At 46.5% G+C, this 21595-nt stretch carries 18 protein-coding genes, 6 tRNA genes and 1 pseudogene; 7 read left to right on the top strand and 18 right to left on the bottom strand.

Annotated features, from left to right (window positions below; genetic code table 11):
* Window positions 1–101 precede the first annotated feature (101 nt).
* The 3 genes from ACO0K1_RS15850 to ACO0K1_RS15840 are packed head-to-tail and all read right to left on the bottom strand — an operon-like array spanning window position 102 to window position 2170.
* Window positions 102–899: a substrate-binding periplasmic protein gene (locus ACO0K1_RS15850; RefSeq protein WP_423027426.1), complete on the bottom strand. Its 798-nt coding sequence runs from the start codon at window positions 897–899 to the stop codon at window positions 102–104.
* Between the two features lie 54 nt (window positions 900–953).
* Window positions 954–1400, bottom strand: a complete 447-nt coding sequence (gene rnhA / locus ACO0K1_RS15845) for a ribonuclease HI (RefSeq protein WP_423027424.1) — start codon at window positions 1398–1400, stop codon at window positions 954–956.
* 5 nt (window positions 1401–1405) lie between these two features.
* Window positions 1406–2170 carry a class I SAM-dependent methyltransferase gene (locus tag ACO0K1_RS15840; protein ID WP_423027422.1) on the bottom strand — a complete coding sequence of 255 codons (765 nt, stop codon included), beginning with the start codon at window positions 2168–2170 and terminating at the stop codon, window positions 1406–1408.
* A 15-nt stretch (window positions 2171–2185) separates the two neighbouring features.
* Between ACO0K1_RS15840 and gloB the strand changes: the two genes are divergently transcribed.
* The 3 genes from gloB (at window position 2186) to ACO0K1_RS15825 (ending at window position 4973) form a co-directional block, all read left to right on the top strand.
* Window positions 2186–2983 carry a hydroxyacylglutathione hydrolase gene (gloB, locus tag ACO0K1_RS15835; RefSeq protein ID WP_423027420.1) on the top strand — a complete coding sequence of 266 codons (798 nt, stop codon included), beginning with the start codon at window positions 2186–2188 and terminating at the stop codon, window positions 2981–2983.
* A gap of 116 nt (window positions 2984–3099) precedes the next feature.
* The gene (gene earP, locus ACO0K1_RS15830; protein ID WP_423027418.1) at window positions 3100–4260 is read left to right on the top strand and encodes an elongation factor P maturation arginine rhamnosyltransferase EarP; all 1161 of its coding nucleotides are present in this window, start codon (window positions 3100–3102) and stop codon (window positions 4258–4260) included.
* Window positions 4261–4397: 137 nt separating this feature from the next.
* Window positions 4398–4973 (top strand): elongation factor P, encoded by a 576-nt coding sequence (locus ACO0K1_RS15825; RefSeq protein ID WP_423027416.1) that lies wholly within the window; start codon window positions 4398–4400, stop codon window positions 4971–4973.
* Window positions 4974–5124: 151 nt separating this feature from the next.
* On the opposite strand, the gene ACO0K1_RS15820 is transcribed toward ACO0K1_RS15825, so the two are convergent.
* From ACO0K1_RS15820 to ACO0K1_RS15810, 3 genes are read right to left on the bottom strand one after another with little or no spacing between them, the layout of a single operon-like run.
* Window positions 5125–5949 carry a MetQ/NlpA family ABC transporter substrate-binding protein gene (locus ACO0K1_RS15820; protein ID WP_423027413.1) on the bottom strand — a complete coding sequence of 275 codons (825 nt, stop codon included), beginning with the start codon at window positions 5947–5949 and terminating at the stop codon, window positions 5125–5127.
* A 38-nt stretch (window positions 5950–5987) separates the two neighbouring features.
* The gene (locus tag ACO0K1_RS15815) at window positions 5988–6647 is read right to left on the bottom strand and encodes a methionine ABC transporter permease (RefSeq protein WP_423027411.1); all 660 of its coding nucleotides are present in this window, start codon (window positions 6645–6647) and stop codon (window positions 5988–5990) included.
* A gap of 6 nt (window positions 6648–6653) precedes the next feature.
* Window positions 6654–7727, bottom strand: coding sequence for a methionine ABC transporter ATP-binding protein (locus ACO0K1_RS15810; RefSeq protein ID WP_423027409.1), 1074 nt, complete (start codon window positions 7725–7727; stop codon window positions 6654–6656).
* 517 nt (window positions 7728–8244) lie between these two features.
* On the opposite strand from ACO0K1_RS15810, the gene ACO0K1_RS15805 reads away from it, so the two are divergent.
* Window positions 8245–8550: a hypothetical protein gene (locus ACO0K1_RS15805; protein WP_423027407.1), complete on the top strand. Its 306-nt coding sequence runs from the start codon at window positions 8245–8247 to the stop codon at window positions 8548–8550.
* 272 nt (window positions 8551–8822) lie between these two features.
* Entirely contained in the window at window positions 8823–11069 is a 2247-nt protein-coding gene (locus ACO0K1_RS15800) for a TonB-dependent receptor (protein WP_423027405.1), read from the top strand.
* A gap of 116 nt (window positions 11070–11185) precedes the next feature.
* On the opposite strand, the gene ACO0K1_RS15795 is transcribed toward ACO0K1_RS15800, so the two are convergent.
* Window positions 11186–12766 (bottom strand): thioredoxin family protein, encoded by a 1581-nt coding sequence (locus tag ACO0K1_RS15795; protein WP_423027403.1) that lies wholly within the window; start codon window positions 12764–12766, stop codon window positions 11186–11188.
* Between the two features lie 323 nt (window positions 12767–13089).
* On the opposite strand from ACO0K1_RS15795, the gene ACO0K1_RS15790 reads away from it, so the two are divergent.
* Entirely contained in the window at window positions 13090–14076 is a 987-nt protein-coding gene (locus tag ACO0K1_RS15790) for a sulfate ABC transporter substrate-binding protein (protein WP_423027460.1), read from the top strand.
* A 368-nt stretch (window positions 14077–14444) separates the two neighbouring features.
* Here the strand turns inward: ACO0K1_RS15790 and ACO0K1_RS15785 are convergent.
* The 8 genes from ACO0K1_RS15785 to ACO0K1_RS15750 form a co-directional block, all read right to left on the bottom strand.
* Window positions 14445–14520: transfer RNA gene (locus ACO0K1_RS15785), tRNA-Glu, on the bottom strand.
* Between the two features lie 178 nt (window positions 14521–14698).
* Window positions 14699–14774: transfer RNA gene (locus tag ACO0K1_RS15780), tRNA-Glu, on the bottom strand.
* A 63-nt stretch (window positions 14775–14837) separates the two neighbouring features.
* Window positions 14838–14913: transfer RNA gene (locus ACO0K1_RS15775), tRNA-Glu, on the bottom strand.
* A gap of 36 nt (window positions 14914–14949) precedes the next feature.
* Window positions 14950–15025, bottom strand: a tRNA-Ala gene (locus tag ACO0K1_RS15770).
* Between the two features lie 78 nt (window positions 15026–15103).
* The gene (gene gltX, locus ACO0K1_RS15765) at window positions 15104–16498 is read right to left on the bottom strand and encodes a glutamate--tRNA ligase (protein WP_423027401.1); all 1395 of its coding nucleotides are present in this window, start codon (window positions 16496–16498) and stop codon (window positions 15104–15106) included.
* A gap of 245 nt (window positions 16499–16743) precedes the next feature.
* Window positions 16744–16820: transfer RNA gene (locus ACO0K1_RS15760), tRNA-Pro, on the bottom strand.
* Between the two features lie 95 nt (window positions 16821–16915).
* Window positions 16916–16992, bottom strand: a tRNA-Pro gene (locus tag ACO0K1_RS15755).
* A gap of 54 nt (window positions 16993–17046) precedes the next feature.
* Window positions 17047–17991 carry a pseudouridine synthase gene (locus ACO0K1_RS15750; RefSeq protein WP_423027399.1) on the bottom strand — a complete coding sequence of 315 codons (945 nt, stop codon included), beginning with the start codon at window positions 17989–17991 and terminating at the stop codon, window positions 17047–17049.
* Window positions 17992–18415: 424 nt separating this feature from the next.
* Here ACO0K1_RS15750 and ACO0K1_RS15745 point away from each other — a divergent pair, with 424 nt between their 5' ends.
* Window positions 18416–19138: a hypothetical protein gene (locus tag ACO0K1_RS15745; protein WP_423027397.1), complete on the top strand. Its 723-nt coding sequence runs from the start codon at window positions 18416–18418 to the stop codon at window positions 19136–19138.
* Between the two features lie 149 nt (window positions 19139–19287).
* Here ACO0K1_RS15745 and ACO0K1_RS15740 read toward each other — a convergent pair whose 3' ends face one another.
* The 3 genes and pseudogenes from ACO0K1_RS15740 to ACO0K1_RS15730 form a co-directional block, all read right to left on the bottom strand.
* Complete coding sequence (locus tag ACO0K1_RS15740; protein WP_423027395.1) at window positions 19288–19452, bottom strand: hypothetical protein; 165 nt, start codon at window positions 19450–19452, stop codon at window positions 19288–19290.
* 154 nt (window positions 19453–19606) lie between these two features.
* Window positions 19607–20712 (bottom strand): IS3 family transposase gene (locus tag ACO0K1_RS15735; protein ID WP_423027393.1). Its coding sequence is split into 2 segments (ribosomal slippage): window positions 19607–20457 and window positions 20457–20712, totalling 1107 coding nucleotides; the frame shifts between segments, so codons are not numbered across the junction.
* Window positions 20713–21137: 425 nt separating this feature from the next.
* A pseudogene (locus ACO0K1_RS15730) lies at window positions 21138–21595 on the bottom strand (hypothetical protein); the annotation flags it as partial.

Below are 21595 nucleotides of genomic sequence, written 5' to 3'. Positions count from 1 at the left end.
CAAATGGCGAATACCGCGTCAAATCTGACCATACTACTTGAGCTATTGTCGTCACTTGCGCCCCCACTATCTTCGCCCACGCCCCCTATCTTCCCCAAAATTTAATCTCGCAATAGCCGCTCAATCTCACCAGTATGCCTGCCCACATCAATTGCCAGATTAAGCTCAGCGAACGGGAAGCTGGCAGCCTTTTCCTTGAGTATCGCGATGCATACCGATTCACTCAATAAAGGATTTGGGATCACACGTAATTGATTTGCGTCATATCCGTAGTCACTCAACTCTGTAACGACCTGCTCCGCGGTTTTAGCGTGATTGGAATGCAACATCACGTCACAACGGCCAGCGATCAGCTTTGCCATGCGGGCGCCAAGATTATCGCTATCTTCTTCAACTTTAAACAGGGTGTTTTTTGCCGCATCAAACTCAGCACCGTACGAAACTCCATGAAAAATACTCACGCGTTTACCAGCGAGCGAGGCCAGATTACTGATCGCTGAGGTTTGCGACTTGCTTACCAGCATCCATACATTGGTTTCAAAAATAGGATGCGAAAAAACGAAGCGCTGCAATCGATCTGGCGTTTGCGACAAACCCCAGATTGGAGCACTGCCTTCATTGGCCAACTTCAATGCACGATTCCATGGATAGGCATGTAAATGAAGGCGTATGCCAGATTTGATGCGCAGATAATCAACAACACGTTGTATCGAGGGCTTTGTCGGCAAAGCTTGATTAAGATTATCAGTTAACTGCCAGATCAGCAGAGGTACCTCATTTTCTGACACTGCAAAAACAGGAGAAACACTGACCGTCAATAAAGCTGCCAAAGCCAATCGACGCTGCCTGTCTGGCGTCTCCTTTTGCTTTATCACTTCTTCATTATTAATGCGCTTCATACCGCCAAATCCTATCTTTTAGCGACGACTTTACTGTCCAGCCTACGCAATTTATTAAACCTCACCCGCCAATACTTTTTCGACACCACGATTAGCAAGTTGATCAGCACGCTCATTGCCATGATGCCCCGTATGACCACGCACCCAACGCCATTCTATTTTGTGGGTAGATTGCGCGGCATCCAGTGCTTGCCATAAATCGACGTTCTTTACGGGGGCTTTGGCAGCGGTTTTCCAACCCTTAGCCTTCCAGCCAGTAATCCATTCGGTAATACCTTTGAGCACATATTGGCTATCGGTATGCAAAGTGATATGGCATGGACGCTTTAAGGCGCCCAGTGCCTGAATTACCGCCATCAATTCCATACGATTGTTGGTGGTCTCTTTTTCGCCACCGCACATTTCTTTTTCTTTTTCACCAGCAACGAGTAGCGCACCCCAACCGCCAACACCTGGGTTACCTTTGCAGGCGCCATCCGTATAAATTTCAATTTTATCCATATTTTTTATTTTTTTGCTTTATTGACGACGGCAACCGCGTTTCCGCGTGCCAGACGTTTTTGTTTCCATGCGGGGCCAACCAGGTGCATACCGCGTACACGTTTGACAGCCTGCACCATGTAGACTGCCCCAAGGTAGGGCCACCATTTTTTACCGGAATTCTCCATAAATTGGAAGCGTTGCAACCATTTTTCTGAGTAACATGGGGGAACGTAACAGCCAAATTCATGGCCTCCGATTTCCATATTTAATAACTTCAGCCAATCTTTCATCCGTGCGAAACTGATAAATTCTCCCTCTTGCGGGAGAAAATAACGCTTATTTAAACGTCCCGCAAATTGCCTCGCCCCCCACAAGCTTGCCTGATTGAAACCGCTAATAATGACGCGGCCTTCCGGTATCAATACTCGCTCAACTTCACGCAACAGTTGATGCGGCTCATTAGTAAATTCTAAAACGTGCGGCAAAATAATCAGGTCAATACTTTGCGTATCGAACGGCAATTCTGAAAAATCATGGACAACCACAATCGGGCGCGGCGCGGTCGTCGCAGGAAAAATAGGCGAAACTGGTAACACGGAATCAGTCAACCACCGATTCGGCATACGACTTGCTGCCAGACCGTCAATTTGTGGCATGCCAATTTGTACGGCATTGTAGCCAAAAATATCAACCGTCAGTTTTGCCAGCAATGCTTGTTCCCATTCGAGCACGTAGCGGCCTGCTGGCAACTCTAACCATTCAGTGAGGTCTATAATGTTCTTTTCCATTGCATCCACATATCTATGAACAGCTCTCTGACTATTTTGACGGTACTCGCGTTTCAGGATAATTACCTTTGGATCATCCACAATGGAACACATGCGGTTGTTGTTGATCCGGGCGACTCAGTGCCTATATTACATGCCTTGACACAACATAAGCTCGAATTATCTGCGATTTTGCTGACACACCACCATGCTGACCATATTGGTGGCGTTCCGGCGCTCTTGGCAAAGTTAGCGACGTCTCGCCAAATTCCCGTATTTGGTCCGGCAAATGATGGTATTTCAGTCGTTACAGAAGCCTTACGCCAAGGTGATACGGTACACCTGCCAGAACTGGATTTACAGCTTTCAGTGATCGACGTACCGGGCCACACACTGGGGCATATAGCCTACTTCGCAGCAACTCAACATTGGCTGTTTTGTGGAGACACCCTGTTTGCCGGGGGTTGTGGCCGGTTATTTGAAGGCACGCCAGCCCAAATGCTGACCTCACTCGACAAATTAGCGCAGTTGCCAGACGACACCATGGTTTATTGTGCACACGAATACACGCTGTCGAACTTGCGTTTTGCCACGGAGGTAGAGCCAGACAACGTCCAACTAAAACAGCGTTTGGTCACCGAAAAGCATAAACGAGATCAGGGTATTCCCACGGTACCCACGCAAATCGGATTAGAAAAGCAAACCAATCCTTTTTTGCGAAGCCGACAAGCAAGTGTGATTTCCAGTTTGCTCAAACATCACAAAATTACAAATTCGCATGATGAAGCGGCTAATTTTGCTGCATTACGTGAATGGAAAAATCATTTCGCTTAATTTTTTAAAAACCCCGGTGGGCTTTACAATCGCACGATTAATCTGCCCGCATAGAAATTCACCGAACAGTAGCGGGTAATCTCTCTCAGAATCACACAGAATCACACAGAATCATCATGGCCGAAGTTACAAAACAAAAAACCACCCTAGCCCTGTTTTGCAAGGTCGTCGATAACTACGGCGACATTGGTATTTGTTGGCGTTTAGCCAAACAACTAGCGCATGAGCATGCAATCGCTGTCAACTTATGGGTTGATGATTTGGTTAGTTTCAAACGTCTCTGCCCGGAAGTACAAACATCGCTACCAGAACAGCGAATCCAAGACATTCAAGTGACGCATTGGCGCGATCAGAATGCTGATTTTACATGCAGTGACGTTGCGGATTTCGTCATCGAATTTTTTGGCTGTGACATTCCTCCCGGTTACATTAAGGCGATGGCAGTGCGCACGCCGCGGCCACTTTGGTTCAACCTTGAGGGTTTGAGCGCTGAAGAGTGGGTGGAAGGTTGCCACACCCTGCCATCACCACATCCGTCTTATTCATTGACGAAATATTTCTTTTTCCCCGGTTTCACGAATAAAACGGGGGGCTTAATCGTAGAAAGTAACTTAAACGAGCAGCGCCAGCAGTTTCAATCCGACCAACTGGCGCAAGCACAATTCCTGTCGCAATTAGGATTGACGGACAAAGAGCAAGCTGCCACCAAAGTGTCGTTGTTTTGCTACCCGCATGCGCCGGTGGTAGCATTATTTGATGCATGGCAAAACAGCACATCCGCCGTGACCTGCCTCGTACCGGAAGGCGTTGCAAGCGCCGCCGTTGAACAGTTCCTGGGGCGCCCCGGAAAAGCTGGCGCTCACGCGACACGAGGTGGCCTAAGTTTACGTGTCATCCCCTTCATGCCGCAGCCAGACTATGACCGTCTATTGTGGGCTTGTGACGTGAATTTTGTTCGTGGCGAAGACTCGTTTGTACGCGCTCAATGGGCGAACAAGCCCTTTATCTGGCACATTTATCCGCAAGACGACAATCTGCATCACGTTAAACTCAAGGCATTTTTAAAACGCTATACCCCGGCATCTGCCAGCCTGAAGCATTTATCCCTTGTATGGAATGATGCTGAAAAACCTGACGCTGGTTGGGAAGCAATCTGGCGCTCATTGCTAAAAGACTTACCATCCATCACCGCCATGAGCATCGAATGGCACAAAGAAATGCTCAAAAATGGCAATTTCAGCACCAATTTACTCAAGTTTGCCGCCACTCTGCAGTAATTGTTGGTAAAAAATGGGGTAAAATGTGCGGTTAATTTTTACCGTATTTTCAAATTCAATCGGACGTGGGCTTGCAGGGCTTTTACCAGTAGGCAACAGATGATTTTTATGCAATCACCTTTTTACGTATATTTACTATGAAACCTGCAAAAGAAATTCGTGTTGGCAACATTATTATGGTCGATAGCAAGCCTATGATCGTTTTGCGCTCTGACGTTAACGGTTCAAGCCGCACGGGCTTCACCTACAAATGGAAGATGAAAAATCTTCTGACTAACAGCCCACAAGAATCCGTATTCCGTGGCGACGACAAGTTTGACGTTGTCGTTCTGGACAAAAAGCCAGTAACTTATTCTTACTTCGCTGATCCATTGTTTGTATTTATGGACACAGATTACAACCAGTACGAAATCGAAGAAGAAAACTTGGGCGATGCATTGCATTACCTGAAAGATGGCATGGAATGCGAAGCCGTCTTCTATGATGGCAAAGCAATTTCCGTTGAATTGCCAACCACGATCGCACGTCAAGTTGTGTACTCTGAGCCAGCAGTCAAAGGCAACACTTCTGGTAACGTGTTGAAAGAAGCGAAAATCGAAAACGCAATCGAAGCGCATCGTCACACAGTACAAGTTCCACTGTTCGTGAGCCAAGACGACGTGATTGAAATCGATACACGCACTAACGAATACAAACGCGTTGTACGTAACTAAGCGATTGAATCTCGATTGAGATTCAAACAAAAACGCCGCATAATTTGCGGCGTTTTTTTTTCGTCCTAAAATTTCCGGATAGGTGCAACCCTCCAAATATTTCTTAACGTGATCACAACACGGGTTGCAGCTACCCCACCCTTTAGCTAAATTAAAACGCTGGAACCACGGCACCTTTGTATTTTTCTTCGATGAATTTCTTCACTTCTGGCGATTGCAAAGCGGCGATCAGTTTTTTGAAAGCTGGGCTATTTTTGTTATCGTCACGCGCTACCAACAGGTTCGCGTAAGGTGAATTTGCATCTTCGATGAATAAAGAATCTTTGACTGGATTCAGTTTCGCTTCAATCGCGTAGTTGGTATTGATCAACGCCAAATCAACTTGATTCAATACACGTGGCAGCGTTGCTGCTTCCAGCTCCTTAAATTTCAAGTTTTTAGGATTGGCGATGATATCTTTTTTGGTTGCAGAAATATTGCTTGGATCCTTCAGGGTTAATAAGCCCTGTTTTGCCAACAGCAGCAAAGCACGACCAGAATTAGATGGATCATTTGGGATCGCCACTGTTGCGCCATTCGGAATATCAGCGACTTTTTTGTATTTAGAAGAGTAGGCTGCAAATGGTTCTACGTGCACTTTAGCGACTGGTACTTCGATATCGTTAGAATGACTTTTCTTAAATTCGTTCAGGTAAGGTTGATGCAAAAAGAAATTACCGTCTAAATGCTTTTCATTCACTTGCACTGCTGGTTGAATGTAATCAGTAAATACTTTGATTTTCAAGTCGACGCCTTCTTTGGCCAATTGCGGCTTAATGAATTCGAGTATTTCCGCATGCGGTACAGGGCTTGCAGCGATGGTCAGCACGTCGTTCGCATGGGCGACACCAGCGGCAAAAACACTCGCGACCGTTAAGCTGGCTGCCACTGCCAGGCTCAGGCGATGTTTGATTTTTTGTTGAAATGAGAGCTTCATAGTAACTATCCTTATTTTTATTAAATGGAAAAAACCAACTACTTACGGGTAAATCTGGCGACCAATTTGTCACCTGAGAACTGCAACACCTGCACTAACACAATCAAAATGGCGACGGTGACGATCATCACATCCGTCTGAAAGCGTTGATAACCAAAACGCAAAGCCAAATCACCTAAACCGCCACCACCAATAACACCGGACATGGCAGCGTAAGAAACTAGAGCAATTGTTGTTACGGTGGCGGCCGCAATCAAACCTGGCAAGGCTTCGGGTAACAAGGCATGAATAATGATCTGATGCGTTTTAGCACCCATCGCCTGACAAGCCTCGATAATGCCCCGATCAACATCGCGCAAAACGTTCTCAACCAGTCTGGCAAAAAATGGCGTGGTACCAATGACCAAGGGCGGAATGGTTCCAGGTACACCTAAGGATGTACCCACTAAAAACAAGGTGAAGGGAATCAAGACAATCAGCAAGATAATGAATGGTACGGAGCGCAACACATTCACCAAGACTGACAACAAAGCGTACACACCGCGCTGTTCTAACAATTGCTTCTTACCTGTAACAAATAACAAGACCCCCAAAGGCAAACCCAACAGGATCGTAAAAAATAGCGAACATCCGGTCATCGTCAGGGTATCCAATGTCGCTTGCCCGATATCTTCCCAATCAATATTTGTAAAATCCATTTTTATTTACTCCCAATTCAATCGATGGTTCTGCTCTGCTTGTTCAGGCAACTCAAGTTGATCAACGCGCACATCAGCATCGCGTAACGATACTAAGACTAGGTCAATATCGGTTTGGGTCCCAATCAACTCGACGAGCAATTGGCCATACGGGGTATTTTTTATGCGCGAAATCGTTCCCTGCAAAATCACCATCTGCACTTGCGTTTGTGCCACGACCCGACTCAAAATTGGCTCATGAGCAGCTGCACCAACGTAAGTTAAACGTGCTAGCACGCCATTTTCACGATGGCGATGGAGCGTCATTAAATCGATATCTAAGGCTTGATTTTCAGCCACCAGACTTTGCGTCACGCCATGCTGCGGGTGTAAGAACACATCAGCGACGTCTCCTGATTCAACAATCTCACCCGCATCAATGACCGCAACCTGATCGCAGATCGTGCGGATAACCTGCATCTCATGGGTAATCAATACAATCGTCAAACCCAATTGCTGATTAATGTCTGACAGTAAGCGCAAAATAGACTGAGTTGTTTCTGGATCGAGCGCTGAGGTTGCCTCGTCACATAACAATAAAGTCGGGTAATTGGCTAGCGCTCGGGCAATCCCTACACGTTGCTTTTGACCACCGGAAAGTTGTGACGGATATTTGTCCTTTTGATCAGTCAAGCAAACCAAAGCCAATAACTCATCGACGCGTTGACGACGTTGTTGGGCCGTGTAGGTTCCGGCTAATTTGAGCGGAAAATCAATATTGTCTGCAATAGTTTTTGAACTCAGCAAATTAAAATGCTGAAATACCATGCCGATACGCTGACGCAGTCCATGCAACTGCGCAGTATCAAATTGCGTAATGTCTGCGCCATCAATAAGAATTTTTCCAGATGATGGTCGCTCTAATAAATTTAAGGTACGTAACAAGGTGCTTTTACCCGCACCTGAACGCCCGATAATGCCAAAAATCTTTCCCTGCTCAATATGTAGATTAATATCGCGTAGGGCTTGTACTTGCTTCCCTGCACTACCACTACCGCGACTAACTCGATAAAACTTTTGAACTTGCTCAATACGTATCACTGATATTCACACCAAAAAATCACAGAACCCGATCTTACCGACATCGGTTAATGCTTTCCAATCATATAAATTCACTTACATATACGAAAATTAGCATAAAGAATTTCATATAAAGGGTCTTTCTGGGATAGCAACTTGTGATCCAGTAGGAGAATCAAGAAGTTGGGAACTAAATAACAGCATGATAGTCCCACGGCAGCTCATCTCATTCACGAGTTCACAGGTTTGGTCCGCTGATATTTGTTATGATGGAGGGCGATGCGATGATATTGGGCTAAACGTTGAGATGCGTGTGCAAGTGGTACATTTTTATCTGTCAATGTTGGCTGCTCGCTGCAGTAATGGACTGTAGTTACGAATTTTAGTAATGCAGGTTTCACTAATAACTTTATCTTCCTGAGTCATTTTTCGCACCTTTCACATTTACGCAAACGCCGGAGTGTTATTTTTCATGCTGTGCCGTCAATTTCTCAAGTCTGATCAAAGCAGACTAAGACTAGCAAATCAAAGCCGAAGCATGGCTTTGTTGCGGTCTGTCGCCTTGCGCGGCTGGAAAACGGGCGTAGCGCTACTGACGGCCTTGAGCTTTGTTTTATTGATTTCAACGGCTGCAACGCATCACCATGCAAGTTCAGTGGAAGACCAGGGTTGTTCTCTGTGCAGCGCCGTATCAGATAAATTTGACCACGTAACACCTTCGGCAACCACCTTAGTGACATTAGATTTTGTCGCTTATGCGCTGTTTGCCAACGATCATCAAGCTGCAGAATTTACGTCTCCCACATTATTGCCACCAAGCTGCGGTCCACCTGCGGTTGCCTAAGCTTACCTCGATCGATCTATCTCACTGATTGATTCATCATCGCGCATCCTCATAGACCAAACTGGCCGAAGAATTAGCGATGCGCATCTTGAATCACTATGAATAAATAAGCGCCGATTAATAGCATGCTGCACGTTAAAAACATGCGGCATGGTGCAATGACCAACAATCAATTCGACAGATAAACAAGACGCAATTCTGCGCGCCACATGGCAGTGCAATGTCGTCTGTGATCGCACAGTAATTGACTAAGTTTCAAGTAAAGGTTCACCATGACAAAAAAAATTCATCCTTCATTCCGCCTGCGCCCACTGCCCTTAGTGCTGCTTGGACTGTTTGCCAGCGCGTCAGCATCAGTAATTGCCGCAGAAAATGAAGATGCATTAGCAATGACAGCAACGACGCCAATGACGGCAACGACGGCAACGACGCCAATGACGGCAACGACGGCAAGCGATTCCTCTGACCAAGCTATTTCTACAGTAGAAGTAAAGTCCGCACATTTAAAAAGTGCACGGGTAGACCTTTCCCCAAAGGTGGGAACAACAATCTATTCCATCGACAAACATAGGGTGGATGCCATGAGTCAGGGCGACTCCACACCATTCGATGAGGTGCTATTACGTTTTCCAGGAGTAGCGCAAGATTCAAAGGCTTCCGGTGGCTTGCATATACGTGACGAGCATGGCAACGTGCAATATAGGATTAACGGCGTCCAATTACCTGAAAGTATCACTGGTTTTGGTCAATCAATCGATACTCGTCAAATCGACGAAACTGATTTTATGACGGGTGCTTTGCCAGCACAGTTTGGCTTGCGTACTGCGGGGATTGTCGATATTCAAACAAAAGAAGGTCACACCGCACCGGGTGGTCGGATTGGTATTTTGGTGGGTGGAAATAATTACACCAATCCCAGCGCGGAATTTTTTGGTACCGTGGGCGCGTTTAACTACTATTTGTCCGGTAGCTATATGTCCAATAATATGGGCATAGAAAATCCCATTCCAGCTAAAGATGCCATTCATGATAAAACGCAGCAAACCAAGACGTTTGCCAATTTATCGTACTACCTTGACGATGATACCCGTCTTGGTATGATGTTTGGCACCTATACAGGCAAGTTTCAGATTCCAAACAATCCTGCACAACCGCCAGCATACTCACTCGCGGGCGTCAGCGATATGACAGCAGGAACTAGCACTTTACCTTCTTCGCAGCTCAATGAAAATCAACATGAGCTAAATAACTTCGTCGTTTTGTCGTATCAAAAAACGCTTGGCGCGCTCAATTTCCAGCTGTCTGGTTTTAAACAATATTCTGAGCTCCACTACACCCCGGATGCCATCGGCGATTTAGTGTATAACGGCGTCTCTTCGGACACGACTCGCTCCAATTCCTCGGCGGGATTACAAGGCGACGCCAGCTATAAAATTAATCCGGAACATACGTTCAGAACAGGCTTTGCCTATACACGCCAGACGACGGAAAGTAACAATATCGTTGCTACATTCCCTGCTGACGCAAACGGTAATCAAGCTGCGAATATACCATTGACCATCGTTGATCGCTCCAGCAAAGTCGGGCAGCTCTATAGCATTTATGCGCAAGACGAATGGCACATTTCTGCGCCATTGACCGTAAATTACGGCATACGCTTTGATCGTGTCTCTGCTTTCGTTGAAGAACAACAATGGAGCCCACGTTTGAATCTCGCCTATAAAGTGACTGACGACACGGCGATCCATGCTGGCTATTCGCGTTATTTCACACCGCCACCGCAAGAACTGGCATCGCAAGCGAGTATCAACTTGTACGCCAACACCACGACTGCGCCGACGGTGCCAACGTCCGACAACGTTAAGTCTGAGCGCACCCATTATTTCGACATCGGCATCAGCCACAAAGTGAATGATGATTTAAGCCTGACCGCAGACGCTTATTACAAAAAAATCAGCAATATGTTAGACGAAGGTCAGTTTGGCCAGGCCTTGATTTTATCGCCATTCAACTATGCGCAAGGCTATGCCAAAGGCTTGGAACTCTCCGCCATTTATAATAAAAAAAATTGGGGCTGGTTTCTCAATACCTCATTGCAAAAAGCACAGGCAACTAATATCATTTCTGGCCAATCCTTATTCCAACCAGACGAGTTAGCCTATATCGCCAGCCATTACATTTACGTTGATCACAACCAGACCTACACGGTATCTGGCGGCGCACATTACCATTTTGGTGAATCGCAGATTAGTGGCGACTTTTTGTATGGTAGTGGCTTACGCAAAACACCGATCGGTGGCACACCCAATTCTGCGGCGCTGAATCCGTACACGACGTTCAACGCTGCATTCGTACACAATTGGAAAAAAACGGCCGTTGGCGATATCGAGGGAAGACTTTCGCTGATCAATATCTTCGATAAAACCTATCTCCTGCGCGACGGTTCAGGCGTCGGTGTCGGCGCTCCACAATATGGGGCTCGACGTACTTTGTATGCTGGCATATCAACGAGTTTCTAAGATGAATTGCTAAGTCACATCTTTAGCAACACAAAAAAATGCGACCAAAGCGGTCGCATTTTTAAAATCAAATCAGATTAAATCAGATCAAACCAGATAACTGTGCACTTCATGCATCAAGATCTATTCAAGACGCCCTGACATGCCGCTTTTTGCGGATCACTTGCAGGCAACTTCGCACAGATACCATCTAGCTGCGTGTGCACTTTTTGGAAGACAAGCTGATGTTTTCCCTCTTTATTCCATTCAAGCAGCTTTTTACCAATTTTGTCCAGAGACGCACGATTTCGTTCATAAAACGCATTTTCTGTCTTTGCCACCTCGGTAAATATACCGCTCACTGTCTTCTCTATGCGCGCGTCATCAGTCGGCGCCAGATCAACCAGGTTACTGACGTAGCTGGCACCCCACTGCAAACGCGTGGCAGGGCCTTTTGATGCATCGTATGCCTGTGCATACCAGCTTAGAGCAGCCGCCTTATCACCACGCTTCTTCGCGTTACTACCCAGAGTAGACATAAAATAATACGGTGAATGCGAACGTTTAAGTTCTGCTTTTAACAAGGCATCCGAATCATCAAGTAAATCTGCACTGCCAAGTGCCGCCGCAGCGCTATGAACAACAGACTGACGCTCATAAGCATCTGTGGTCGCCTGGTCAATGGCAGTAACACGTTTTTTCACATCGGCCTGTAACGCCGGGCTGATCTGAGCACTATCTAATTTTGCCAGTGAAACTTGCGCAATGACGGCGCCAAGTCGATCCGCTTTAGAAATGCTCGTGTCATCGGATAATTTGGCGAGGGCTTGATTCCATACAGTGACCAGTTTCAATCGTTGCGGTGACTTTGCTGCCGTTAAAAAGTTGGTCAATTCGGCGGCAGGACCTGTCACTAAATCAAGATTATCGTGAGCGACTTTGGGATCAGCCAATGCCTTTGACAATTTCGCCAATGCTTGTGTCTTATCGAGCGCCACTTTACCAGAAGCGTCACCTGGCTCTGCCGTAGCGAGCGCAAACAAACCCTTCATGTACAAACGCGTCGCTGTGACGCCAGGCGGGCACACCTCAGCTAAATGCAAAAGCGTTGCAGGCACTTCTTTGGGGTTCACCAACTTCTGATCCGGATCATCCCACGAATAATCGGCCAGTAATCGCCAGTCTTGTGCTTTGATTTTTTTAGAACCAGCCGCCGCCAATTTGTAGGTTTCATTGATGGAGGTCGAGGTGTTTAATGCCAGAGTCAACACTTGCAAGTAGCGCTCAGAATCAACTTCTCCTGGTAAGCGAGTAATCTCCGTACCATCCGGTTTTAGCAAAATCATCGTTGGATAGCCACGCACTTTAAATTGCGCGCCGAATTTTTGCGCACTTGGGCTATCACCATCGAGATACACGGGAATAAAGTGACGGGATTTTTCGATAAATTCCTGGCGATTAAAAATGGTCGCTTTCACTTGATTACAAGGCGGACACCAAATAGCGCCCCAATACAAAAATAAGGGCTTGTTACTCGTCTTTGCCAAAGCAAACGCCGCATCCAGATTATTATCTTTACGCCACTCAATGCCACCAGCTTGATTTGCATGTGGGTCTGCAGCAACCGCTGGTTCCGCAGCAAAACAGATAGGTAGCGTAAGGGCACCGGCGACCAGACCCGCCAGTAATTTAACGGAAAAAGATGAATGAGTTTTCATGAAACTTTTGTGGTCAAAATGAAGCTCATAGTGTAACAAAGTTATCATTCAGCATGAAAACTTTTACCCCACGAGGCGTAGAATGTTTTCAGCTATCGATATAGCGCCATCTATTAACCATCCTCCCTCCCCAATTTATGTCAAAAGCATCTAAACAAAGAAGAATAATGTACTTGGCTTTCCAGCGACAATTCAGGAAGATGATAAAGATTAATTAAAGGTACATGAAAGCTAAATGAAAGGTGATGACAATGCTGACAACAAATAACTTAGTTCCCACGCAGATATCCAATAGCCCTCGTCGACGCATCGTCATTGGTAGCATGTTCGCAGGCATAGTGGCTACTTACCTATGCGCCCTGCCAGTTGCACGAGCGGCTGAGCCCTTGCTGAATGCTTCGTATGATGTGACCCGTGAGTTATTCAAAGAAGTGAATCCTGCATTCGTCGCCGATTGGAAGAAAAAAACGGGGGAAACGATCGCCATCAACCAATCACACGGCGGCTCAAGCAAGCAAGCGCGCTCCGTTATTGATGGCTTGACTGCCTCAGTCGTTACTATGAATCAAGCCAACGATATCGATGCGATTGCCGATAAAGGCTTAATCCCTGCGAATTGGGCTAAATCGTTTCCGAATAACTCTGCCCCTTTTTATTCGACCATGGTATTTTTAGTCCGCAAAGGCAACCCAAAACACGTCACCAATTGGGATGATTTAGGTAAGCCTGGGATACAGATCATCGTCCCTAATCCAAAGACCTCAGGCAATGGTCGCTACACTTACTTAGCAGCGTGGGGATCTGTCATTAAAAATGGTGGCAATGAAGCGCAAGCGAAAGATTTGGTAGGACGCATTTTCAAGAATGTCCCGGTCTTGGATGCAGGTGGACGCGGTGCGACCACGACATTTACACAAAGACAAATTGGCGACGTACTTGTCACCTTTGAAAACGAAGTGCAGCTTGTTAAGCAAGAATTTGGTGAAAGCAATTATGATATCGTTTATCCAAAATTCTCCATTCTGGCTGAATCTCCGGTTGCCTTAGTGGACAAAGTCGTTGATAAATTAGGCACCCGCAAGGTAGCCACTGCTTACCTTGAGTTTCTTTTTTCTGAGGCTGGTCAAGATATCGCTGCTAAGCATTTTTTCCGTCCACATTCAGAATTAGCAGCAAAAAAGTATGCCGCCAACTTTAAACCCATTACATTGTTCACGGTCGAAGATGTGTTTGGTGGGTGGAAACAAGCGCAGAAAAAGCACTTTGATGATGGCGCGGAGTTTGACAAGATTTATCAGAGTAAAAAGTAATTTGACATTAAGAACACCCAAATCCCTTCTCCCAGAAGCTGGGAAGGGCTTTGGGTGATTGCAAATGCTCGATTGGTTAAATTGCAGATCAAATCACGCCGCTGTTTTAACTTTTTAGTGGATCAACGCGTCTCATTACTATCATTCACCCGCTTCTGGGAGAATGCTTCAAAAACAAAAAAGCTCGCAATCGCGGGCTTTATTTCTACTACCTGGCGTCCCCAAGGGGATTCGCCTACACTCGCGCAGGCCGCTGGCTCGCTTGCAAGCTCGCCCCTTCGAATCCCCTACACGAGGAGCAAAACTTTTTGCTCCTCTCTGCTCCGGAAAAAATAAAGCCCGCTAGTGCGGGCTTTATTTCTGCTACCTGGCGTCCCCAAGGGGATTCGAACCCCTGTACTCACCGTGAAAGGGTGATGTCCTAGGCCTCTAGACGATGGGGACATATTCTGTCCTTATTACTGACCTGCATTTGCCTATACGCAAATGGATAAAACTGGCGTCCCCAAGGGTATTCGCCTACACTCGCGCAGGCCGCTGGCTCGCTTGCAAGCTCGCCCCTTCGAATCCCCTGCACGAAGAGCAAAACTTTTTACTCTTCTCTTGTAGAAGCTTCTCAACCTGGCGTCCCCAAGGGGATTCGAACCCCTGTACTCACCGTGAAAGGGTGATGTCCTAGGCCTCTAGACGATGGGGACATATTCTGTCCGTGTTACTGACCTGTATTTCGATTTTTACTTGCTGTCCACAATAAAATTTATTGGCGTCCCCAAGGGGATTCGAACCCCTGTACTCACCGTGAAAGGGTGATGTCCTAGGCCTCTAGACGATGGGGACAGCAAGTATTACTGTTCTGATACAACCACACTTACGTGGTGGAGGTAAGCGGGATCGAACCGCTGACCTCTTGCATGCCATGCAAGCGCTCTCCCAGCTGAGCTATACCCCCTTGCAGAACAGAAGCGAGATTATAGGGGATGAACACTTTAATGTAAAGCCCTCACCCACGCTAAAACACCGTTAAAACCTATACAGCGATCACATTTAAACGTTGAATGACAACTTCAGGACCAAATAACTCAACAACTGCATCAATCGATGGCGTTTGCAACTGGCCCGTTAACAATAGACGCAAGGGCATCGCTAACTGTGGCATTTTTAAAGCATGATCTGCCAGCACTTGTTTTAATGCTGCCGACAGCGCCGCTTTGGTCCACTCGACCGTCTTGCATGCCTCGGCATATTGGCGCAACGCTGGCAACACTGCATCAGTCACGTGCTGCTGCAATAATGCAGCCTCGGCTGCTGGCTGACGATAAAATAACATCGCGGCCTGACCCAGTTCAACCGTCGTGTTCGCACGCTCTTTGAACAATGCAATGACAGCGGCCAAGTCCGGCGCAGCAGCAAATTCAGCGCCGTCTTTGACCATCTGAGGACGTACCAAATCAGCAAGACGTTGATTGTCGGCAGCTTTGATGTAGTGATTGTTAATCCATGCTAATTTTTCAGGATTAAATTGTGCCGCCGAGCCAGATAAATGCGTCAGATCAAACCAGCTACACATTTGCTCCATACTAAAAATCTCATCATCGCCATGACTCCAACCCAAGCGCGCAAGATAGTTCAGCATTGCTTCTGGCAAATAGCCCTTATCGAAATAATCCATCACACTGACCGCATCGCGGCGCTTGGATAATTTCTGACCATCCGTCCCCAAAATCATAGGAACATGGCCATACTGCGGCAATTTTGCCCCCAATGCATTCAAGATATTAATTTGACGTGGCGTATTATTAACATGATCGTCACCACGAATCACATGCGTAATCTGCATATCCCAGTCATCGACAGCAACGCAGAAATTATACGTCGGCGTACCATCTGGACGAGCAATGACCAAATCATCTAATTCGCGGTTATTAATCGTAATCTGCCCTTTGACGACGTCAATCCAACTGACATCACCTTCTGCAGGATTTTTAAAGCGAATCACTGGCTGGCGATCAGCAGGAATTGCAGGCAACGTCTTGCCAGCTTCAGGACGCCAAGTGCCATCGTAACGCGGCTTCTCGCCGGCAGCACGTTGACGCTCACGCATTGCTTCCACTTCTTCTGGCGACGAATAGCAATGATAGGCGGTGCCATTTGCCAGCATTTCTGCTAACACGGCACGATAGCGATCCATACGTTGCATTTGATAAAACGGACCTTCATCGTGCTGCAAGTCAAGCCAATTCATACCATCCAGAATCGCTTGCACTGCCTCAGGTGTAGAACGCTCAAGATCGGTATCTTCAATCCGCAACACAAAGGTGCCGCCATGATGACGGGCAAACGCCCAGCTAAACAAAGCGGTACGAGCGCCGCCAACATGAAGATAGCCAGTAGGGCTTGGAGCAAAACGAGTACGAACAGTCATGGGATGAATTGCACCGCGTGCTACTTGTTATGAAGCGCCTAACAAGCGACATCTGTATGCGGATAAAGTTAAAACCAGCATTTTACCGTTTTACTGAGCACTATGATACCGACGCTACGACCTACCGTATCGACCAGCATTTACAACGAAGTACGACAAAGGCAAAAAGAAGAATTTCAACAGCAATGAGATGGCAATAAAAATGAAAAAAGGCTTGTTGAATTGATCAACAAGCCTTTTAATTTTGGTCGGAGTACAAGGATTCGAACCTTGGACCCCCTGGTCCCAAACCAGGTGCGCTACCGGACTGCGCCACACTCCGAAAAACTTTTTAAATTATTTACGCTTTACTTACTTTGTACTTACTTTTTATTTTCTTTTTTTATCACTCATTTTATGAGCAATTAAATTAAATTCTGGTCGGAGTACAAGGATTCGAACCTTGGACCCCCTGGTCCCAAACCAGGTGCGCTACCGGACTGCGCCACACTCCGAAGACCAACATCATAGCTGGCAGGGCCTACTCTGTCAATAGATTTGTCGGCTCGCTAAAGTGAGCTGCGAGCAAAAACACCAGCAATCTGTTTGATATCCAATTCCCGTTCACTACTAAACAACCGCTCGATACCACTAATAGGATCAACAAATGCAATTGATTTAGCTAATAATTGCAGGGGCGCTGAAAAATCGTCCCCCTTGCAAGGTAATGCCACGGGATAAAACCCATCGTTAATGATGGGAGCACCTATACTCGTCATGTGCAAACGCAATTGATGCTTTTTTCCGGTTAAGGGAAAAAGTCGATATAAATTAACATTACCGTAGCGTTCAGCGACTTCTATTATCGTTTCTGAATTTGCCTCACCAGCAATCTCTCGCATGATAAAAAAGCTTTCCCCCTCCTCCATCCGACTACGATGAGTGATTGGAAAAAGCGCCTCCGGCAGTGCAGGTGCCAGCGCATGGTACGTTTTACGGACATGTCGCTGCTGAAAAAGCGACTGATATTTACCTCGCGTCAGCGGATTATGTGAAAACAACATCACACCAGCCGTTTCCCTATCCAATCGGTGAATCGGACTTAAATGCGCCAAGCCAGTTTCCTTTTTCAAACGCACTAAAAGCGTTTCACGCAAAAAACGCCCACCCGGCGTCACTGGCAAAAAATGCGGCTTATCGACCACCAGTAAGTGCTCATCTTGATACAAGATCTTTGCCTCAAACGGAATCGGCGTTTCATGATCAATTTCACGATAGTAAAAAATGCACATCCCGCGCTTAACGGGACTATTTTTGTGCAGAATCCGCCCTTCAAGATCCAGCACTTCTTTTTTTTCCAAACGTGCAAGCCATGTTGCTTCGTCTACATCGGGAAAATACGACGTCAAAAATGCCATCAAATTGGGCCACGTCCCTTCTGGCAGCCAAAGATAGCTAGGAGAAACACCGTCGCGAATAGGTAATGGAGGAATCAATGGAGAAGCTTGTGACATGGAAATACTGAATCAAATCTTTCAACAATATGCGCAAAAAAACAGGACGAGCAACCCTATCAATGCAATTTTAACCATGATTTTGTGACTCTCCCGATCGTCTTCATCTTAACATAGCAACTCCGACACCAATCTATAGAACTAACAAAGCGCCAACGAAACCTCTGACCCGCCACCCCAAAAAACTGGCTCAAATACCGAAATAACTAAAAAGTTTATTATTTAGCGACACAACTTCCGTCAACTTCACGCTTTATGTTTCGAAATACCCTATTTTTTCAGACAACGTTACATGTACATACAAGTTACCCACAAATACCCCTCTATTCGTCAAATTAAACAACCGATAAGCTATGTATAACGTTATGAACGACAGGTCGACGGTTTTTGAGCCGCCATAAATTAACACTTCAAAGGAAGAATCATGTCAATTTCATCGATAGGATCAAACACCGCATTAACCCAAACACAACATACACATGGTCGTTCACGTGTCGGCCAAGATAACGACGGTGATGATGGTGGTCAGAACGGTAATGGTGGCGTCAGCGCATTTGCCAACGCGATCAACCAAGCGATTGCCTCATTAAGTTCCACCTCGTCGACATCAGCCACGTCAGGAACGTCAGGAACGTCATCGACAGCAGGAACATCTTCCGCTGCAGCAGCGTCGACCGGCTCCACCACCAGAACAGAATCCCCACAGCAAGCCCTGTCCGCCTTTGCGCAAAGCCTGTTTGCCGCGCTTCAATCGCAAAGCAGCACACAATCAAGCAACGGCACATCAGCCACAGGCGCAGTAGCAAGCGCGAGCGGCGGTCATCATGGACATCATCACGGTGGTGGCGGTGGTGTAAGCCAACTGGAAAGCAGCCTGCAAGGCCTGATCCAACAATTAGGCGCAACTGGAAGCACCAGCGGCAGTTCAAGCAGCAGCACTGGCACTAGCTCAGGCAGCGGCACAGGCAGCGGCACTTCAAGCAACTCCAACTCCGCCATCGACGCGTTACAGTCCAGCTTCAACAACCTATTAGCAGCCGAAGGGCAATCAGGCAACAGCACCAGCCTGACGACATTTTTGCAAAACCTGAGCAATAATCTCAAGGGAGCCCCTAAGACGGGGAATGTGGTGACGACGAAGGCTTGAGAATTAAGTTTTAAGGTAAGCACCCGGTCAACACAGATTGACCAATCCTTAGATTGATGATCGGATTTATTGAGAAGGCTTCCAGTTGTGCGGAAGTGGTTCGCTGATGCGGCTGAATGGTTGCAATGGCAGTCTTCCCAACACGTCATTCATGTAATTGTGAGTGTTAGTTGTTCGATCTCAAGCGTGCGTACGCTCAGGGCTAATTCCAGAGTGGAGACCGTTTGGCGCAAAGATTGCAGTTCGCCATCCCGCTGGAGCAGCAATGCTTTTAGGGCATCGATATCGTCTGGAAGTGAGGGAGTGGTCGCCATGCATGGAGTCTACGCATGTTCTGGGACGTTTACAAGAGCGATAGTGGTGGCTAGGTGCGTTCCGGCTGTTTCCAGTTGATTCCTTCGAGCAGCATGGATAGCTGCGCCTGTGTCAGATGGACTTTACCACTACTGGCCTGTAAACCTCCCCCAATCAGTGCCATGTATTACTAGAGTTTTGAGGTTGATGAAATAATCGGTATTCAATAAGTGTCATCCCGTTGAGCGAATCATGTGGACATTGCTCGTTGTAATCGTTCATCCACAATTCTGTTCTTTCTTTGACCTCCTGCAAGTTCTTAAAATCATACATATCTAACACCCTTTGGCGGTAGCTGCGGTTGAAACGTTCAATGAAGCCATTTTGCATGGGTCTACCTGGCTCAATAAACTCCAGGTGGACATCATGCTTTTGCGCCCAATCTGCTAAGGTTGCTGAAATAAATTCAGGTCCATTGTCCATTCTGATCTGTGCCGGAGAGCCACGCCAGGCAACGATCCTCTCAAGCACCCGGATGACTCGGGACGCGGGCAAATTTAAATCAATTTCAATCGCCAGTACTTCCCGATTAAAATCATCGACCACATTAAACGTACGAAAACGCCTGCCACACCATAACGCGTCACTCATAAAATCAATTGACCAACTCTTGTTGATTTCCCCAGGTACTGCCAATGGCTGCGGGTCTCTTGTTGGAAGTCGCTTTTTACCAATGCGTCGCCGGTTCATCTTTAGTCCACAATAAACGCGATAAACTCTCTTATGATTCCAGGTGTGGCCACGTCGCCTTATTAACTGAAAATACTTGCCAAATCCCCGTTCCGGAAAACGTTCTGCCAATTCCTGCAAAACTGCAATGATGTCGTCATCCGGTACCATCCGCCGCTGATAGCTCATGCTTGAACGTGAGAGTTGCATCGCTTTGCAAGCCTGACGCTGGCTAAGTCCAACCTCTTGCAGTTGTTTGACGAAATCCCGTTTCTGGTTCGGGGTTAGCGCTTTAAACAGATCACCTCTTTAAACGCATGGTTCTCTAACGATAAATCAGCAACCATCATTTTGAGCTTACGATTCTCTTCCTCCAAGTCTTTGAGGCGCTTTACGTCGGCTGCTTCCATACCGCCATATTTAGCTTTCCATTGGTAATAGGTAGCTTCAGAAACACTATGTTCCCGACAAACATCTTTGACCAATCTACCAGCTTCAACCGCTTTCAATATTCCAATGATCTGTGTCTCTGTAAATCTGCTCTTACGCATTTCTGTTCTCCTTTGGCATATAAGTTTGCCTCAAGAACTCTGGTTATGCATGGCTTGATTTTACGGGAGGGTTACACCTCGCCATCGCTCCGGGAATTGTTCTGCTGCTTGCTGGGTCAGTTTTAGATGCAAATCAACACCCGATTGTTTGCAGGCTTGAATTACCTGAGCAGTGAATTCGGCACTGTGACGCCGACGCCTTCTAGGCGTATTGATTCCATCTTCCATAATGTACAAGTGTCCACTTAATAAGTGGACACGATCATCTACGCTTACTCACTTGACTTCAAATTTCACCGGGCGCTTAACCTAGATCCACCAGAGACGCTGGTATAAAGCTATTCAAATAAAGCTGAGGGAACTTCATCCTCATCGGAGCAAAACGAGCACTCACACTTAACGAGTCGTGGCTGCATGCCACGCCATTAACCAATTTTTTTGAAGCGCCGCCGGATGGATTCAACTGGTGTAGCGATAGTTTTATCTAAAAAAATCGCAAAACCAATAGAAATCGTGACCACGCTAACCGCAAAAATGACTCTATCGATAGGGACAAGTTTTCCCAGAATGAGAATTTTGTGATCAGGGGTGATTTCACCAAAAATAAAATTGATTATGTAAATAACCAATAGGTGACCTATGTAAATAGGGTAACTGAGGTTCCCGATTTTTTTATCCCATTCTTTATTTGACTGAAAAACAAAACAAAGCGGCATAAGGATTAAAAACAAAATGAAAAACCCGATTGTCTTTACTATCGCGAGTTCAACTATGAAGTGCAACTGAAGATAAATGGTTAAAGGTGGGAAGATGCAGTAGCATCCGGCCTTCCAGACCTCCAAGTCAAAGTTGCCCGAAATGACATACACACATCTTACCCAAG

The sequence above is a fragment of the Undibacterium sp. SXout20W genome, from assembly GCF_049340285.1.
Taxonomy (GTDB): Bacteria; Pseudomonadota; Gammaproteobacteria; order Burkholderiales; family Burkholderiaceae_D; genus Undibacterium.
The sequence above is the reverse complement of the archived record's forward strand: the minus strand, read 5'-3'. Positions and strand labels throughout refer to the sequence as shown.